This window comes from Streptomyces brasiliensis (genome assembly GCF_014647875.1).
Classification (GTDB): domain Bacteria; phylum Actinomycetota; class Actinomycetes; order Streptomycetales; family Streptomycetaceae; genus Streptomyces; species Streptomyces brasiliensis.
The window spans coordinates 16,067-33,631 of sequence record NZ_BMQA01000068.1 but is presented as its reverse complement, the minus strand read 5'-3'; the positions used below and the strand labels follow the sequence as shown (position 1 = coordinate 33,631).

At 69.2% G+C, this 17,565-nt stretch carries 11 protein-coding genes and 1 pseudogene; 10 read left to right on the top strand and 2 right to left on the bottom strand.

Annotated elements, in window-relative coordinates; translation table 11 throughout:
* Positions 1-205 (top strand): annotated as a pseudogene (locus IEZ19_RS42265) (catalase); the annotation flags it as partial.
* A gap of 277 nt (positions 206-482) precedes the next feature.
* Here the strand turns inward: IEZ19_RS42265 and IEZ19_RS42260 are convergent.
* Complete coding sequence (locus IEZ19_RS42260; protein WP_189316711.1) at positions 483-1,700, bottom strand: ROK family transcriptional regulator; 1,218 nt, start codon at positions 1,698-1,700, stop codon at positions 483-485.
* Positions 1,701-1,953: 253 nt separating this feature from the next.
* Between IEZ19_RS42260 and IEZ19_RS42255 the strand changes: the two genes are divergently transcribed.
* The 6 genes from IEZ19_RS42255 to IEZ19_RS42230 all read left to right on the top strand — a co-directional run bounded on the left by IEZ19_RS42255 (position 1,954) and on the right by IEZ19_RS42230 (position 11,878).
* Complete coding sequence (locus IEZ19_RS42255; protein WP_189316710.1) at positions 1,954-3,297, top strand: ABC transporter substrate-binding protein; 1,344 nt, start codon at positions 1,954-1,956, stop codon at positions 3,295-3,297.
* Positions 3,294-4,205: a carbohydrate ABC transporter permease gene (locus tag IEZ19_RS42250; protein ID WP_189316709.1), complete on the top strand. Its 912-nt coding sequence runs from the start codon at positions 3,294-3,296 to the stop codon at positions 4,203-4,205. The genes IEZ19_RS42255 and IEZ19_RS42250 overlap by 4 nt, the downstream gene beginning before the upstream one ends.
* Positions 4,205-5,092 (top strand): carbohydrate ABC transporter permease, encoded by an 888-nt coding sequence (locus IEZ19_RS42245; RefSeq protein WP_189316708.1) that lies wholly within the window; start codon positions 4,205-4,207, stop codon positions 5,090-5,092. The genes IEZ19_RS42250 and IEZ19_RS42245 overlap by 1 nt, the downstream gene beginning before the upstream one ends.
* A 138-nt stretch (positions 5,093-5,230) precedes the next feature.
* The gene (locus tag IEZ19_RS42240) at positions 5,231-8,203 is read left to right on the top strand and encodes an alpha-mannosidase (protein WP_189316714.1); all 2,973 of its coding nucleotides are present in this window, start codon (positions 5,231-5,233) and stop codon (positions 8,201-8,203) included.
* Positions 8,204-8,243: 40 nt separating this feature from the next.
* Complete coding sequence (locus IEZ19_RS42235) at positions 8,244-10,076, top strand: glycoside hydrolase family 2 protein (RefSeq protein ID WP_189316707.1); 1,833 nt, start codon at positions 8,244-8,246, stop codon at positions 10,074-10,076.
* Positions 10,073-11,878: a sulfatase gene (locus tag IEZ19_RS42230; RefSeq protein ID WP_189316706.1), complete on the top strand. Its 1,806-nt coding sequence runs from the start codon at positions 10,073-10,075 to the stop codon at positions 11,876-11,878. Before IEZ19_RS42235 ends, IEZ19_RS42230 begins: the two co-directional genes overlap by 4 nt.
* A gap of 807 nt (positions 11,879-12,685) precedes the next feature.
* On the opposite strand, the gene IEZ19_RS42225 is transcribed toward IEZ19_RS42230, so the two are convergent.
* Positions 12,686-14,026, bottom strand: a complete 1,341-nt coding sequence (locus IEZ19_RS42225; protein ID WP_189316705.1) for a family 43 glycosylhydrolase — start codon at positions 14,024-14,026, stop codon at positions 12,686-12,688.
* 608 nt (positions 14,027-14,634) lie between these two features.
* Between IEZ19_RS42225 and IEZ19_RS42220 the strand changes: the two genes are divergently transcribed.
* From IEZ19_RS42220 to IEZ19_RS42210, 3 genes are read left to right on the top strand one after another with little or no spacing between them, the layout of a single operon-like run.
* Entirely contained in the window at positions 14,635-15,900 is a 1,266-nt protein-coding gene (locus tag IEZ19_RS42220) for an ROK family transcriptional regulator (RefSeq protein ID WP_189316704.1), read from the top strand.
* Positions 15,887-16,756 (top strand): ABC transporter permease, encoded by an 870-nt coding sequence (locus IEZ19_RS42215; protein WP_189316703.1) that lies wholly within the window; start codon positions 15,887-15,889, stop codon positions 16,754-16,756. Before IEZ19_RS42220 ends, IEZ19_RS42215 begins: the two co-directional genes overlap by 14 nt.
* Positions 16,753-17,559 carry an ABC transporter ATP-binding protein gene (locus IEZ19_RS42210; RefSeq protein WP_189316702.1) on the top strand — a complete coding sequence of 269 codons (807 nt, stop codon included), beginning with the start codon at positions 16,753-16,755 and terminating at the stop codon, positions 17,557-17,559. Before IEZ19_RS42215 ends, IEZ19_RS42210 begins: the two co-directional genes overlap by 4 nt.
* The last annotated feature ends 6 nt before the right edge of the window (positions 17,560-17,565 follow it).

Sequence of the window (17,565 nt, the reverse complement as noted above, 5' to 3'; positions counted from 1 at the left end):
CGAGAACGAGCTCGGCCTCAAGGTCGGCCAGGGCCTCGGGATCGGCCCCGAGGACGTCGCTGCGCTCAAACCGCTGGACGACCAGACCCTCACCGACGAGGACCAGCAGCGCCTCGCCAACCTGGGCAAGAATCCGCCGCGGAACGTGGCGGGCCTGGTCATGACCCACTGCGTTCCGGACGAACGGCACATCGTGACCCGCTGACCGTTCGCCCGACCGCCCGCCGCCCCTGGACGCCGATCTGTCACCGTCCGGCGGCGGGGGCGGCGGCGCGCACGCCACACAGCGCGATCAGCGGCACGCCGATGTCGTCCAGGTACAGCGGGCTTCGGCAGCAGGTCGGCGGGCAGCAGCAGTTGGGCCACCGCGTCCCAGAACCCGATCATCCGGTACCTCCGACCGGCGCCGTCGCTCCAGCGTGCAGTGCACTGGTTGGAACACCCCCGCCGGGGACTACGGCTGCCCCGCACCTGATGAGGCTTCAGCCCACCATCAGCGCGGATGCGCGAGGTGCGAGGAAATGATCCATCACCAGTTCGGCGGCGCCCCGGGCGGCCACTTGCTCACCCACGGCGGATCCCTGCACCAGGACCTTCTCGCGCGCCGCCACGAGTTCGCGGTCGACGAGGTCGGGGATGACGGGGAGGAACGCCGAGCTGAGCCGGTCCCACAGCGGGCCGCCGAGCACCACCCGCGGGACGTCCAGCAGGTTCACCAGCACTCCGAGGCCGACGGCGACCCGGCGCGCCGCGCGCTCGAGGATGCGGGACGCGACGGCGTCGCCCGCGGACGCGAGGGCGCACAGCGCGGAGCAGGCGTCGTCGACGGCGACGTAGTCGTTCAGGTTCGGCAGCGGCATCAGGCCGACCCGGGCGGCCTGGAGAACGAGCGCCTCCGGGACGCAGGCGGCGGCCAGGCCTCCGCGTCGGCCGCTCCACTCCAGTTGTTCGGCATCGGGATCGACGACCAGGTCCCCGACCTCGCCGACGTTGTTCGTGGTGCCGCGGATGACCTGGTTGTCGAGCACCACCGAGGCGCCCACCCCGGATCCCAGGTAGAGGAAGACGAACGAGGTCGAGGACTGGGGTGATGAGCGGAGCTCCGCCGTCGCGGCGGCCGTGACGTCCTTGTCGAGGAGGACGGGCAGTCCCGTCGCTTCGTGGAGGTCCGCGCGCAGCCGGACGTTGCGCCAGTTGGGCAGTTGCGGCGGGTCGAGTAGCAGCCCGGCCTCGACGTCCAGCGGGCCCGGGGCCGCTATGCCCAGCCCGAGTACCCGGGCCCGGTCGATGCCGGCCTCGGTCATCAGACCGTCGACGGCGTCGGCGATGAAGGCGGTCACCTCGGACGGGTTCGTGGCCTGTGGCGTATGGTCCTGGCGGCCCAGCCGGACCTCGCCCTCGAGGTCGAGGAGCACGATGGTGAGCCGGGCCGGATCGATGTGCACACCGACCGAGTACGCCCCGTCCGGGTCGGTGATCAGCGGAATGCTCGGGCGGCCGCGGGCGCTGCCCTCTGGCGTGCTCTCGCGGATCAGCCGGTCGTCGATCAGCCGGCGGGTGATGTTGGAGATGGTCTGCGAGCTCAGACCGGACTCACGCTGCAGATCGGCACGGCTGACGCCACGAGACCGGCGGACCAGGTCCAGTACCACCGCCTGGTTGAAGTCCGCCACCCGCAGCTGGTTGCTCCCTCGCCGCATGCCCGGCTCCTCACATCCGTCGACGACCAGCGATCCTCGCGGGCCTCACACAATTTAATCAATTGGATCGATGATCCCGGTGCGATCGGGCGAAATCGTGGGCCGAGGTCATGTAGGCAAATGACCTGGTTGCCAAGGCTTGACTGGCTACGGACGCGCCACTTACGATCGCCAAACTTTATCCGATCCGCTTGATAAAAGCATGGACCGGAAGAACCGCAGTCGGGAGCTGGAGACCAGGAGAGGTGACGCGATGAGCCGCAACCGTGTCCTTGCCACAGCCACGGCCGGGATGCTGCTGACAGGAGCACTCACCGCCTGCTCGGGCTCGGGCGGGGACGCGGACGGCCCGGTGACCATCAAGCTGCTGGAGTACCAGGAGCCCCGCGCCAAGGTCGTCAAGGCCCTCATCCCGGAGTTCGAGAGGGCGATGGCCAAGCAGGGGCGAAAGATCAAGGTCGAGCTGGTCGCCGACACTCTCACCGACGAGCAGTTCCACACCAAGATCACGCAGCAGCTCCACTCCGGCACTGCGCCGGACGTCCTCGACATGGGCGGCAGCAACGTGACCGGGTTGGCCGGCGCCGGCTACCTGCTCAAGCTCGACGACTACCTGGACAAGTGGGACGGCTGGGGCCAGTACTACACGTCGGCCAAAGAAGCCGCACGCCAGCCCGACGGCGGCTTCTACTCCATCCCGCATGAAGCGAGCCTGCAGAGCCTCTTCTACCGCAAGGACGTGCTGCAGCGGCTGGGTGTCGACACCTCGCAGCCGCGTACGTGGGACGAGCTGATCGGCAGGCTGAAGAAGGTCAAGGCCAAGACCGGCGAGGCCCCGATCGTCATACCCGCCGGCACGGCCTGGGGCGGCGGCACGTGGACGGAGGGCTTCTTGCCCCTCGTGGCCGGCACCGGCAGCACCTTCTACGACGCCAAGTCCAAGAAGTGGACGCTCAAGAGCAAGGGGCTGTCGGCCACCTTCGGCCTGTACGACGAGCTCATCAAGGCCGGCCTCCTTCCGGTCCGGGACCTGCAGAACCCCAATCCGTGGGAGCCGACCAAGTACAAGAACTTCGTCAAGGGCACCCTTCCGGTGTCGGCCCAGGGCAGCTGGGGCTGGAAGTTCGACTGGGGCCCCGAAGGCGCGGCACCGATCGAGAACCTGCGCGAGAAGGTCGCCACATGGGACTACCCGGCGCTGGTGCCGGGCACCAAGCCGTACTCGATCAGTGGCGGCGGCTACGGCTACAGTGTCAACGCCCACGCCAAGAACCCCGATGCCGCCGTCGAACTCGCGAAGTGGCTGAGTTCCGGGACGCCCCTGGCCAAGCAGTTGGTGACGGTGGGGGCGGTCTCGCCGCGCAAGGGCCTCTCCGGCACTGCCCCGTACAAGAACGAGCCGTCGCTCCTCGACGCGGAGCGCAAGCTGCCGGGCAGCATCCTGCCGCCGCGCGGTGACGGCGAGGACCAGGTGTCCCAGGCGGTCCAGAGCGCGACAGGGAAGATGCTGTCCGGGCGCGCAGACGGCGGCCAGGCCGCCGCGGCCTTCGCGAAGGAGGCCAAGGAGCTGCTCGGCGACAATCGGGCGGCGGAATGACCATTGCCAAGGCCCTGTCCGGCCGACCGATCCGGCGACGGCGGGAGCGCGGAGTGCTGCCGCTGTTGCTCGGGCCTTCGATCGTCCTGATCGCGGTCTTCGTGATCGCCCCAGCCGGTTACGGCATCTACCTCGGTCTCACCGACACGCAGCTGACCGGCTGGGCCGCACGCGACCCGCAGTTCGTCGGGCTGGAGAACTTCCGGAACCTGCTCGGCTCCGAGGACTTCCTGGCATCGCTGGGCCGCACGGGCGAGTTCGTCCTGTGGTCGGCGATCATCGGGCAGACGGTGCTCGGCATGGTCGCCGCGCTGCTGCTGCGCACGAAGTGGCTGCGCGGCAAGGGCCTGTTCGGGGCGCTGGTGCTGCTGCCGATGGTGGTGCCCGAGGTCGTCGCATCGCTGACCTGGGCGAGCGTGCTCTCCTCCGATGGGGACGGCACCCTCAACCGGCTGCTGGGCCTGTTCGGCTCCGGTGCGGCGGCACCGCTGCAAGACCATCCGATGGCGTCGGTGGTCATCATCAACGTCTGGCGCGGCATCGCGCTCGCCATGATCATGTTCCAGGCCGCACTGGAGGACGTCCCCGACGAGCTGATCGAATCGGCGCGCATGGACGGTGCGAGTGCGCTCCAGGTCTTCCGGTACATCACCCTGCCGCTGATCCGCGGCCCGGTGTTCCTCTACCTGCTGCTCACCACCATCACGACGGTCGGCGTCTTCGGCCTGGTCTACTTCCTGACCCAGGGCGGTCCCGGACAGGAGACGGAGCTGGCCTCCATCTACATCTTCCACCGCGCCTTCCAGTACTCCCAGATCGGCCTGGGCAGCGCCGCCTCGGTGATCCTGCTCGTCCTGCTGATGATCCTGGGCCTGACGTACGCCCGGCTGGCCAAGGTGGAGGTCTGATGGCGGCCACGACAACGGTCGAGCCCCAGGCGGCCACCGCACCCGTCAGTCCCCCGCGTCGTCGTACGCCGACGTGGTCGGTCGTCCAACGAGCACTGCAGTACGCCCTGATGGTGCTGCTGGCACTGTTCTGCGTCGTACCGTTCGCGTGGGTCGCGCTCACTGCGGTGGACGCCGACGGAGGACCCACGGTCAGCCTGCCGGCGTTCACCCTGGACAACTTCGTCCGGTTCTTCACCGACGGCGGCACCCCGCGGCTGTTCCTGAACAGCGTCATCGTGTCGTTCGCGGCGACCGCGCTGAACCTGGTTTGCGGCCTCCTCGGCGGCTACGGGCTGTCCCGCTACCGGTTCCGCGGGCGTACGACCTTCATGTTCGGGATCCTGCTGATCCGGGTGATCCCGCCGCCGGCGACGATCGTGGCCCTGTACCTGCTGATGGTCAAGATGCAGCTGGACGACAGCTACCTCGGCCTGATCCTGGCCGAAGCCGCGGCGGCGCTGCCGATCACCCTGTGGCTGCTGAAGGGGACCATCGACGCCGTTCCGGCCGAACTGGAGGAGGCCGCCTGGCTCGACGGGAACACCCGGTTCGGTGCGATCCGCCGGATCATCCTCCCGCTGGTCGGCCCCGGTCTCGGCGCCGCGGCCATGCTGACGTTCATGCACGTGTGGGGGGACTTCCTCACCCCGCTGGTGCTGCTGCAGTCGCCGGACCTCTATCCGCTCTCCATCGGCCTGTTCCGCTCGTTCACCGCCTTCCACCAGGTCGACTGGGGCGTGCTCGCCGCGAGCGCTCTCGTCTACATGGCGCCCCCGGCCGTGCTGTACATCTTCCTGCGCCGGCATCTGATGCGTTCGAGCCTGGGCGGCGCCATCAAGGGCTGACCGCCCGCGTCCACCGACACATCGTGGGCGACGGGCCGTCATGCCCTGCCCGGCAACATCCAGTAAGCAAGAGGAGACGCTCACTTGGTTGACGACAATCCCAACGGCCGGGTCCAGCTCGACGCCACCGCACTGGCGATGCTTCGGGTCCGCCGGTTCACCAGGGTCCGGATCCGGCCCGCCGTCTACCGCGACACCCGCCCGACTCGGATCGCCGCGTGGACGGTCGGCGGTGAGCCGGTGCCGTTCGCCGACGCCGTGACGAAACCGTTCGAACCGTTCGCGCTCGGTGAGCCGTGGGGACGGCCCTGGGACACGACGTGGTTCGACGTCTCCGGCGAGGTGCCCGCCGACTGGGCGGCCGGGGGACAGGCCGAGCTCGTCGTCGATCTGGGATTCACCGGCGATCAGCCCGGTTTCCAGGCCGAGGGGATGGTGTACCGGCTGGACGGAGAGATCGTCAAGGCGATCGAGCCGTACAACGCCTGGGTTCCGCTGCCCGCTCCCGGTCCCTTCCGGCTGCTGATCGAGGCGGCCGCGAACCCGATCGTCCAGGTGCCCTACGAGTACGAACCCACGGCGATGGGCGACAAGGCGACCGCCGGCGACGAGCCGCTGTACCGGCTCACCGACCTGTCGGTCGCCCGGCGTGACCGGGAGGTGTGGGAGCTGCTGCAGGACGTGACCACCCTCGACGGGCTGGTCGACGTCCTTCCGGAGCAGGGCGCGCGGCGCGCGGAGATCGTGCACGCCCTGGAGCGGATGGTCGACGCCATGGACCCCGACGACGTGCCCGGCACCGCCGCGCGCGGACGGGAGGTCCTCGCACCGGTGCTGGCCGGCCGCGCGCCGGACAGCTCGCTGATCGTGTTGGCGGTCGGTCACGCCCACATCGACTGCGCCTGGCTGTGGCCGACCCGGGAGACCGTACGGAAGGTGGCGCGGACCTTCGCCAACGTGCTGGACCTCAGCGAACGCCACCCGGAGTTCGTGTTCGCCGCCTCGTCGGCGCAGCAGTACGCCTGGCTCAAGGACAGCCAGCCACGGCTGTTCGAACGGGTCCGCCGGGCGGTGGCCGACGGCGTCATCCGCCCGGTCGGCGGCATGTGGGTCGAGTCCGACACCAACATGCCCGGCGGTGAGGCGCTGGCCCGCCAGTTCGTGCTCGGCAAGCGCTTCTTCGCCGAGGAGTTCGGGGTGGACAGCGAGGAGGTGTGGCTGCCCGACTCGTTCGGCTACACCGCGGCACTGCCGCAGATCGCCCGGGCCGCGGGCGCCCGCTACTTCCTCACCCAGAAGCCGTCCTGGAACGAGACCAACCCGATGCCCCACTCCAGCTTCCACTGGGAGGGCATCGACGGCTCCCGGGTGTTCACTCACTTCCCGCCGGCGGAGACCTACAACTCCGACCTCGGCGCCGCCGACCTCGCCCGTACCGAGCGGACGTTCCGGCAGAAGGGCAAGGCGCGCCACGTCCTCGGGCTGTACGGCTGGGGCGACGGCGGCGGCGGTCCCACCCGGGAGATGCTGGCCGCGGCCGAGCGCAAGTACGACCTGGACGGATCGCCGCGGGTGCGGCTGGCCGACCCGGACAGCTTCTTCCGCGCGGCCGAGGCGGAGCTGTCCGCACCGCCGGTGTGGGTCGGCGAGATGTACCTCGAGCTGCACCGCGGCACGCTCATCTCGCAGGCGCGGAGCAAGCGGGGCAACCGGCACAGCGAAGCCCTGCTGCGGGAGGCCGAGCTGTGGGCGGCGACCGCGGCCGTTCGCCGGGGCGCCCCCTACCCGTACGACGAGCTGAGGCGGATCTGGGAGACGGTCCTGCTGCTGCAGTTCCACGACATCCTGCCGGGTACGTCGATCGCCTGGGTGCACCAGGACGCCGAGCGGGACTACGGGCAGGTGTCGGACGAGCTGACGGCTCTGATAACGACCGCGCTCGACGCGCTCCGCGGCGATGCGGACGACGCCCTGGTCGCCGCCAACGCCGGCCCGTACCCGCGGCACGGCGTACCGGCTATGGGCCTGGGGGCGGCGACGCCGGCTGCGAGGGCCATACCGCGTCCGGCGGGTGACCGGATCGTGCTCGACGACGGGATGCTGCACGTCGAGATCGACCGACGCGGAACGCTCGTCTCGGTCGTCGATCTGGACGCGGACCGGGAACTGCTGCCGCAGGGCGTCGCGGGCGGCGTCCTCCAGCTCTTCCGCGACACCCCACGCGAGTGGGACGCCTGGGACATCAACGACGAGGACAAGCGCAGCGGCCGTGACCTCGTCGAGCCGGTGTCGATCGACATCGTCGGCGATGCGGTGGTGGTGCGGCACGAGCGCGGCAAGACGGTGATCACCGCGTCGATCCGGCTGTCCGAGGGCAAGATCGATTACGCCTTCGACATCGACTGGCACGAGTCGCAGAAGCTGCTCAAACTCGCCTTCCCGCTGGACATCCGGACGGATCGATCCACCTCGGAGATCCAGTTCGGTCACCTGCACCGGCCGATCCACCAGAACACCTCCTGGGACGCCGCCCGGTTCGAGACCGTCGCGCACCGGTGGATCCATGTCGGCGAGCCCGGCTACGGCGTCGCCATCGCCAACGACGTGGTCTACGGACATGACATCCGAGGCGCGCAGGCACCCGGCGGCCGGCCGATGACGACGGCGCGATTGTCGCTGCTGCGCGCGCCGCGCTATCCGGACCCGTCCGCGGACCAGGGGCGGCACGCCTTCTCCGTCAGCCTGCGCCCCGGCGGCATCCCCGACGCCATCGCCGACGGGTACGCCCTGCACCTCCCCCTGCGCACGGTGCCGGGCGCTGCCGCGGAGCCGCTGCTCGAGGTCACCGATCCCGCTGTCGTCGTTGAGAGCGTCAAACTCGCCGAGGACCGCTCCGGAGATCTCGTGGTGCGCCTGTACGAGGCCCATGGCACACGCTCGCGCGCGACCGTGCAGACCCGGTTCGGCTGGCACGAGGCCGTCGCCACCGATCTTCTGGAGCGCGCCGTTGACGGCGAGGCTGTCCGCGGGACCACGCCAGGGGCCGGGGTCGAGCTCGAACTGCGCCCGTTCGAACTGCTCACCCTCCGCTTCCGCGACCCGGTGGCCTGAGGCCTTACGCATCGACGAGCTGAACGGAAAGGGAGTCCACATGTCGGTTGACCAGTCCGACCCGCCCCGGCCGGAGTATCCGCGGCCCCAGTTCCGGCGAGAGCGCTGGCTGAACCTCAACGGCAGCTGGGAGTTCGAGATCGACCGCTCCGACACCGGTCGCGAGCGCGGGCTGGTCGAGCGGGAGCTGGCCGACGAGATCGTGGTGCCCTTCGCCCCCGAGGCCAAGCTCTCCGGAGTCGAGGAGCAGGACTTCATGCGGGCGGTCTGGTACCGCCGCGTGATCACCGTCCCCCGGCCATGGGAGGGCGACCGCGTGCTGCTGCACTTCGGCGCGGTCGATCACGACGCGACGGTATGGGTGAACGGGATCGAGGTCGGGCGGCACCGGGGCGGCTTCTCCGGCTTCACCTTCGACATCACCGATGCGGCCCCCGCCGGGGAGCCGGTGCCGCTGGTGGTGCGCGCCCGCGACGACCCGCAGGCCCCACAGGCCCGGGGAAAGCAGTCGGTACCGTACGCCCCCCGCGCGGCCAAGTACTGGCGCACCACCGGCATCTGGCAGACCGTCTGGATGGAGCCGGTGCCGCCGACCGCCATCCGCCGCCCGCGCATCACACCGAACGTCGCTGCCGGAGCGCTCGACGTGGAGGTGCCGCTCTCCGCGAACCTGCCCGGCGGTGCGGTGCACATCCGGGTCCGCGACGCTTCTGGCGACGTGACCGCCGGTACGGTACGCGCCGACCTCGACCTGACCCCGCGGCTGAGCCTGACGCTGCCCCCGGAGCGGATCCACCTGTGGTCGCCGGCCGACCCGCACCTCTACGGCGTGGACATCGAGCTGCGCGACGCGGACGGACACGTGGTCGACAAGGTGGAGTCGTACGCCGGCCTGCGCAGCGTCGCCATCACGGGCAAGCAGATCCGCATCAACGGCGACGTCGTCTTCCAGCGGCTCGTGCTCGACCAGGGCTACTACCCCGACGGGCTGATGACCGCGCCCAGCGACGCCGATCTGATCCGCGACATCCGACTCGGCCAGGCGGCCGGCTTCAACGGTGCACGGTTGCACCAGAAGGTCTTCGAGGAGCGCTACCTCTACCACGCCGACCGGCTGGGCTACCTGGTCTGGGGCGAGTTCGGCGACTGGGGCTGCAACACCGACCAGGGCCAGTCCGCGAACCAACAGCCGGACGCGTCGTACATCCAGGAATGGCTCGAGGTGCTGGAACGGGACCACTCCCACCCGGCGATCGTCGGCTGGTGTCCGATGAACGAGACCTGGCAGGAGTACGGCGACCGGATCACCACGCTGGACGACGTGATGCGCGGCATGTTCCTGGCGACCAAGGCCCACGACACCTCCCGGCCGGTACTCGACACGTCCGGCTACGCGCACCGGATCGCCGAGTCCGACGTGTTCGACAGCCACGACTACGAACAGGACCCGAAGGCGTTCGCGGTCCATCATCAGGCGCTCTGTGCCGGCGAGCCCTACGTGAACCGATCCGACAACACCGGCGAATCCTGGTCCATCGGCTACCGCGGACAGCCCTTCTTCATCAGCGAGTTCGGCGGCATCTGGTGGAACCCGGCCGAGGCCGACCAGCCGCAGTCCGCCACCACATCCTGGGGCTACGGCGACCGGGTACGCAGCGTCGAGGAGTTCTACACGCGATTCGACGGACTGGTCGGCGCGCTGCTCGACCACCCCGACATGTTCGGCTACTGCTACACGCAGCTGACCGACGTCTTCCAGGAGCAGAACGGCATCTTCGGCTTCGACCGCTCGGAGAAGTTCGACATCGAGCGCCTCCGGGCGGCCCAACTCCGGCCCGCGGCCATCGAACTCAGGGAGGGACCCCGCGCGTGAAGGCCATCATGGTCAAGTTCGACAGCCTGAACCGGCACATGCTGGCTCCGTACGGCGCGGACTGGGTTCACACCCCGAACTTCGCGCGCCTCGCGGCCCGCTCCACCACGTACGACAACTGCTACGTGGGGTCGATGCCGTGCATGCCCGCGCGCCGCGAACTCCACACGGGCCGGCACAACTTCCTGCATCGCAGCTGGGGTCCGCTGGAGCCGTTCGACGACTCCATGCCCGAGATCCTGAAACAGCACGGCGTGTACACCCACCTGGCCAGCGACCATCAGCACTACTGGGAGGACGGCGGGGCCACCTACCACGGGCGCTACAACACCTGGGAGTTCTTCCGCGGCCAGGAGGGCGACGCCTGGACAGGGCAAGTGGCCGACCCCGAACCGCCGGAGGATCTGCGCAGCAACCGCAACGATCTGTGGCGCCAGGACTGGGTGAACCGCGCCCACATGGACACGGAGGAGAAACACCCCCAGACGCTGACATTCGACGCCGGGCTGGAATTCCTCCGCGTCAACCGGGCCGAGGACAACTGGTTCGTGCAGATCGAAACATTCGATCCGCATGAACCCTTCTTCACACACAAGCGTTACAAGGATCTCTATCCGCACGCATACGACGGCCCGCACTTCGACTGGCCGGACTACACCAAGGTCACCGAGACGGACGCACAGACCACCCACGCGCGCTACGAATACGCCGCCCTGCTCTCCATGTGCGATCACTCGCTGGGCCGCGTACTGGACGCTATGGACAACTACGGCCTGTGGGACGACACGCTGCTGATCGTCTGTACCGACCACGGCCTGCTGCTCGGCGAGAAAGGCTGGTGGGGCAAGCTCGTCCAGCCCTGGTACAACGAGCTGGCGCACATCCCGCTGTTCGTGTACGACCCGCGTCGGCCGACGCGCGCGGGCAGCCGTCATACCGGCCTTGTGCAGACGATCGACATCGCCCCGACGCTTCTGGAGTTCTTCGGCGTCGACCGCAGGCCCGACATGCAGGGCCGCCCTTTGAGCGAAGCGATCGACGACTCCCTGGACGAGGTGGCGCTCCGGGAATCCGCGATTTTCGGCATGTTCGGCGGCCACGTGAATATCACCGACGGCCGCTGGGTCTATATGCGTTCCTGTCGTGATTCGACCAACCAGCCGCTCTACGAGCACACGCTGATGCCCACCCACGGCCGAGGCCGCTTCGCTCCGCACGAGCTGATCGAAGCCCAACTCGCCGGCCCCTTCGACTTCACCAAGGGCGTACGCACGTTGCGGGTCCCGGCCAGGATCGGCCCAGGCTTCGATCCTTCCCGCTTCGGTACTCTGCTGTACGACCTGGCCGACGACCCGCAGCAGGAGCGGCCGGCCCAGAACGGCGAGGCGGAGCTTCGCATGATCCGTTTGCTGGTGGAGCAGCTCCGGGACAATGATGCGCCACCGGACCAGTACGAGCGCCTCGGCCTGCCTCAGGACCCGGAACAGGTGACCACCGCCCATCTTCAGGTCGCCGCACACCGCGAGCAGCCGAGACAGGTGGCGGCGCTGGGTTCCGCACCGCGGGCCGACGAATTTCCCGAGGGAAGGCTGGGCCTGCGTACGCCGCTGACCGTGCTGTTGTCCGATCCGGTGGCCGTCGAAGCGGTGCGCCGCTTCGTGCCCGGTCTCACCGACTCCGAGCTACTGACCGTGCGGGGCTCCGTGTCGCTGCTTCAACTGTCCGCCGCCACCGGGCAACCCGACCGCGACCAATTGACCGGGCTCGCCGACGAACTCGTGCGCCTCTTCCCCAGAAGCTGAATCCCGATTTGGCCACGTTCTCCCGGCCCGGGACGTTCGGATAGAGCACGGCGCCTGGCAGCGTCGCCGGGCGCCACGAGCGACCCTGCCGCCGCAGCAACGCCTTGCCGTCGACTCCCTACCGCAACAACTCCGCCCGCTGCCGCGGCGCTATCGCGGACACGTCCAACTCGCCCATCCCAACGACTCGATCACCCAGGCGCAGATCACTGAGCTGACTGAAACCTTCGAACGGCGCCGGCACACGCTCACCCACTATCAACGCCGAGGCTCATCGAGACTGAGCCGCGTGGCGATTGCGTACACCCGCCCGGACAGCACCGGCTGAGACGCACCCTCAGTTCCGCACCCCAGTGACGTAGCTCCGCCTAACGCAGCATGCGTCACACCGCCCGGCTGAGGGGGACCCCTGCAGGCACTGCGCAACAGCCCTTGCCCGGATGCCAGCATGGGGATGTGTCTATAAAGCGGTATGTATTCGACATTCGCAAACCGGACCCGGACCGGCCTTGTGTGCCGGCCTGGTGCGCCGCGGACTCCCGGACAGTGCCACGGCGAAGTGCTTGCGGATCGCCCGTGGCGACGGTCGACCGGACGCGGATCGCAGACGGCCAGGGCACGCGTTCACCTCCCCAGCGGCCGTAACTGAGCGGTTCCTTCGTCGCCGGACTTTCCGCCCGGCTGGGCTCCTTCTCTCCGGCAAGGAGGCAGGTTCTGGGCGAGGACGTGCCCGTGGAGGTGTTGGTTCGTCCCGGCGGCCGGCGGCCGGTCCTCCGCAGAGGGAGGACCGGCCGCCGCGACGCGTGGTCACCCGCTGACCGTGAGACCGGGATTCCGGCGCTTGACGTACAGCCGGTCGTGCCCGGGGCCGGTCCATTCCAGCCGTACGACACCCGGCACAGCGGACTGGTCGATGCGTGACGGATCCGACCAGTAGCCGAAGTTCGGGTTGCGGAAGAACGTCGACCACAGGCCGCCGTGATGGTCCGCGAAGAAGTTGTTGTGGCCGATGCCCACACCCGCGGTCCACCTCTTGGAGTACGGGCCCTCGAAGGAGTCCGAGACGGCGACGACCGCGTCGTACTGGTACTGAGTGTGACCCGCTCCGCCGGTGTCGTAGGCGTACCGCGCGCTGCCGTCGGCATTGAGCGACGCCCAGTCCCAAGCGGTCTGGACGAGGTGGTACTTGCCCTGGTGCTTGAACACGTACACGCCTTCGCGATACGGCTCGGGCGAGTAGGGCGCCTGCTGGAACTTGGGGAGGTTCGTCGTCGGGACGATGTCCTCCATGTCGTCGCGGAACTTGGCGTACAGGTCGTTGTGCAGCACGAGCCAGGCGTCGTCGCCCTCGGAGTAGAGGCTGCCGTCGATGTGGTGGTAGGCGCCGGGCTCGATGAACTTCGGGCCTCCGATGAAGGAGTCGCCGAAGGGCTTGTCGAGGTTGCCCTCGACGAGCCGGTACGGCCCCTCGACCCCGCCTTCGCTCACCAGCAGGAACGAGCCGACTTTGCGGGAGTGGTCACCCATGCACGTGACGATGTACCAGGTCCCGCGGAAGTAGTGCAGTTCCGGGGCCCAGACCTCGCCGCGCTTGCCGAACTGGTCGTCGTACCAGTACTCCTGCCAAGGAGCGACGACGGTGCGTCCGGGCCGGTTCTCACCGACGAACTCGGGGGACCACACCTTGCCCCGCTCGGCGCCGGGCCGTACGCCGGTCGTGTCGGCCAGTCTCCACGGCCCGTGGAGGGAGGGGGCCACCCACACGAAGATGCCGTCGTTCCAGGGCGCGGCCGCTTGGAGTCCGGGCACCCGGGTCGTGCCCGTGGCGACATAGAGCGGACGGCCGTCCACGACGAAGCAGTTGACGTAGGTGTCCCGCATCCATACCTGGCCGTGCTCCTCGTCGCGGGGGCGCAACTCCAGCGGGAGGACGAAGGAGTTGTCCTCGCGTGGCCACAGGTCGAGTCGGGTGTCGGCGAGGCCGTAGGGCGTGGGGTCGGGCCAGTTCGACGGGTAGCGTCCCATAGGCGTGCCGTCCAGGGGTCCAGGCGCTGCCTGCGCGGTGGCCATGGGAAGGGCCGCCGCTCCCAGGCCGGCGACGCCGGCCAACAGGGTCCGTCGGGGCAACCCGCTCTCGGTGCTGGTCATCAGTCAGGTTCTCCTTTTTGTCCGAGATGCCGGTGCCCTGCCTGGGAGGACCCCGGCGGGAGTGGTGCCTGCTGTCTGTGGTGCGTGCCCTGTCGACGACAGGGCACATGCCGCTGCGGGAGGCCAGGTCGGTGGAGCGGTGGACGTCCTGGACACCTGCTGAGGTCGTGAAGCCCGCTGTGGCCGAATGGGCCTTGTCTGCAAGGCGGTTCGTGTACGAGGTCTTCGTGCTCGCGCCCGGGTGTGCTCGGGGCCGTCCATGGCTGTCGTGGCGCAACACAGCATGTGAAGGACCCTTATTTCCGTCAACAGGCCGTACGAATAATCTGGGGTGCCCGGGGCTTCTCTCCGTCGCGCGCTGAGGTCTTTACGCAGGTCCTGTGAGCAGTCGGCTGACCGGCCTGGTGTATCACGATTGCATAACGAGCCCTCTGTGAGGTGCCTGGCCGCACGGATGGTCAGCCTTCCCGCCGGCCCCCGGTACCGGATGGGACAGGGACCTGCGCGACGGGGTTCCGTGCTCGAGGCCGGGGGAGTAGGCCGCCATCTCCTCGCCTTTTTCTGTCGGAGTGTTGACGGAATTTTTCGGCCTGCCTACTTTGACCGGCATGCAGATGCCCACCGGAGTGCACACACTGGTCAGGCGCACCCATGAGGAACGCGTGATGCGTGCGCTGCAGGAGAACGGCGCCATGAGCCGGGGTGAGCTCGCCCGGGTCGTCGGCCTGTCCCGCACCACCCTCTCCGAGATCACCGGCAGCCTTCTTCAACGGGGCGCCATAGTCGTCGTGGACACCGACGCCTCCAGTCGCGCGGGCAGCGGGCGACCGGCCGAGCGGCTGGCGCTCGATCCGGCGTCGGCGCAGTTCATGGGCGTCGACTTCGGCCACCGGCGCGTACACGTCGCCATCGCCGACGCCTCACACGAGATCATGGCCTCGGACTCCGTCCGGTACGACGACACGGCGTCCTGGCCGACACGGACCGAGCTGGCACTCGGGCTGATCGACCGGCTGAGCGCCGAGGCCGGCGTCCACTTCGGGGCACTGCAGGGCATCGGCATCGGCGTGCCGGGGCCGTACCCGGCACCGGAGGGGACGGCCTGGTCTCGCGCCGCCGCGGGCAAGACGGTGCTCCGCCCGGCCCCGGAGGGCGTCGACGTGGCGTTCGCCGAACGTTTCGACGCCCCGTTGATCGTCGACAACAACACCCGCCTGGCCGCCCTGGCCGAGGCGATCACCGGCGCCGACAGTGTCGCCGACCTGGTGTACGTACGCCTGTCGGACGGCGTCGGCGGCGGGCTCGTCGTCGGCGGGCAACTCGTCACCGGCTCGACCGGGCTGGCAGGCGAGCTCGGGCACGTCACCGTCGAACCGGCGGGCCGGCCGTGCCGGTGCGGCAAACGCGGCTGTCTGGAGACCGTGGCCTCGGTGCCCGGGATCCTCGCCGCCTGCTGGGAGTTCGGCCTCCGCCTCGAGAGCCTCCAGGACCTGGCAGCCGCCGTGGCCGGCGCCCATCCGGTCGCGGACCGGGTGCTGCGGGAGGCGGCCGGGGCGCTGGGACGCGTCGTCGGAGCAGCGACGATGACCCTCAACCCGGCGAAGGTCGTCATCGGCGGCGACATCGCCCGGCTGGCGCCCGTCATCGTGGAGCAGGTCGCCGCCACCCTCGCCGGTGAGCTCTTCCCGATCGCGCCGGCCGGTCCCGTCGTCGAGGCGGCGCGGCTCTCGGACGACGACGGCGCGCTCGGCGCCCTCGCCGCGGTCTTCCACAGTTCCCCCCTCCTGGCGAGATATCCGGAAACCGCCGAGGTGAAGGGCGGTTCCGGCGCACGCACCTCCACCACGGAAGGAGCCGTCCATGTCCGTCCTTGACAAGAGGGGCGCCGGCCGGCGAGACCCTGTACCCGAGACGACGCCCGGGACATCCACCGACTCCGGTGCCGTGAACGCCGCCGAGAGGGCACCGCGGCGTTCGCGGGCGGGACGGCGCGGGTTGCCTCTCGTCCTGAACGCGGTGTCCATCGCGCTGGGCATCGCGATCTGGTGGGCGCTGGCGTCCGCGGGCTTCAAACTGCCCACACCGCCGGAGGTCGTCGCGCGGGCCAGGACGCTGATCGACAACGGGACGCTCGGCAAGGACGTGGTCGCCAGCCTGACCCGGGTCCTCATCGGCTTCGCACTGGGCACGGCCGTGGCCATCCCGGTCGGCTTCCTCATGGGCTGGTACGCCGTGCTGCGAGGCCTGATCGAGCCGTGGATCCAGTTCTTCCGGACCATCCCGCCCCTGGCGATCATCCCGCTGGCCGTCGTCGTCATGGGGATCGACGAGACACCGAAGATCTTCGTCATCTTCCTGGCCGCGTTCCTCGCGTGCGTCATCTCGACGTTCCAGGGCGTGGTGAGCGTCGACCGCACGCTGATCAGTGCCGCCCGGGTACTCGGTGCCAAGGACATGACCATCTTCGTGCGTGTCGTGGTGCCCGCCTCCACACCGTTCATCCTCGTCGGCATGCGGGTGGGCCTCGGCTCGGCGTGGGCGACCCTGGTCGCCGCCGAGCTGGTGGCCGCCCAGCAGGGCCTCGGCTACCGGATGCAGAACGCCGAGCTCTACTACGACCTTCCGACGATCTTCGTCGGCCTGATCTCGATCGGGATCCTCGGTCTGCTCATGGACCGCATCCTCCTCCTCGCAGAACGCAGGCTCACCGCATGGCAGGAACGCCGATGACCAGCACCACGGCCAAGATATCCGTCCAAGGCGTCACCAAGACCTTCGCCCTGGGACGCGACACGTTCACTGCTCTCGACGACCTCTCGCTCGACATCGCGGACAACGAGTTCGTCACCGTCGTCGGCCCCTCGGGCTGCGGCAAGAGCACCCTGCTGAACATCCTTGCCGGACTGGAGGAGCCGACCGCGGGCCTGGCCCTCGTCGACGGCGTACCGGTGTCCGGGCCGGGACCCGAGCGCGGTGTGATCTTCCAGCAGTACGCCCTCTTCCCCTGGCTCACCGTCCGGCAGAACGTCGAATTCGGCCTGCGGACCGCGGGCGTGCCCAAGGCCGAACGCCGCAGGCGCGCGGAGCACTTCATCGCCCTGGTAGGGCTGGAACAGTTCGCCGACGCGCTCCCGAAGACGCTCTCCGGAGGCATGCGTCAGCGCTGCGCCATCGCCCGCGCCTACGCCGTCGACCCCTCGATCCTGCTGATGGACGAACCGTTCGGCGCGCTTGACGCGCTCACCCGGGTCAAGCTCCAGGAGCAACTCCTCGACACCTGGAGCAAGGACAAGCGGACCGTCCTGTTCATCACGCACGACGTCGACGAGGCCGTCTTCCTGGCGAACCGCGTGATCGTCATGGCCGCCCGGCCGGGACGCGTGTACGACGTCATCGACGTCAGCTGGACCACCGCGCGCGACGAGCGTTTCCGCCTCAGCCCGGAGTTCGCCGCCCTGCGCAACCGCGTGTGGCACTCCGTCTACCACCAGGACGGCCCTACGGCCGCCCCCCAGCCGTCGACGACGATCTGACCCGGA

Bases quoted from the DNA above. Each gene is read 5' to 3' on its own strand.
- IEZ19_RS42225 (WP_189316705.1), bottom strand. From the start codon at position 14,026: ATGACCAGCACCGAGAGCGGGTTGCCCCGACGGACCCTGTTGGCCGGC.
- IEZ19_RS42245 (WP_189316708.1), top strand. From the start codon at position 4,205: ATGGCGGCCACGACAACGGTCGAGCCCCAGGCGGCCACCGCACCCGTC.
- IEZ19_RS42220 (WP_189316704.1), top strand. From the start codon at position 14,635: ATGCAGATGCCCACCGGAGTGCACACACTGGTCAGGCGCACCCATGAG.
- IEZ19_RS42260 (WP_189316711.1), bottom strand. From the start codon at position 1,700: ATGCGGCGAGGGAGCAACCAGCTGCGGGTGGCGGACTTCAACCAGGCG.
- IEZ19_RS42240 (WP_189316714.1), top strand. From the start codon at position 5,231: ATGCTTCGGGTCCGCCGGTTCACCAGGGTCCGGATCCGGCCCGCCGTC.
- IEZ19_RS42235 (WP_189316707.1), top strand. From the start codon at position 8,244: ATGTCGGTTGACCAGTCCGACCCGCCCCGGCCGGAGTATCCGCGGCCC.
- IEZ19_RS42215 (WP_189316703.1), top strand. From the start codon at position 15,887: ATGTCCGTCCTTGACAAGAGGGGCGCCGGCCGGCGAGACCCTGTACCC.
- IEZ19_RS42255 (WP_189316710.1), top strand. From the start codon at position 1,954: ATGAGCCGCAACCGTGTCCTTGCCACAGCCACGGCCGGGATGCTGCTG.
- IEZ19_RS42210 (WP_189316702.1), top strand. From the start codon at position 16,753: ATGACCAGCACCACGGCCAAGATATCCGTCCAAGGCGTCACCAAGACC.
- IEZ19_RS42250 (WP_189316709.1), top strand. From the start codon at position 3,294: ATGACCATTGCCAAGGCCCTGTCCGGCCGACCGATCCGGCGACGGCGG.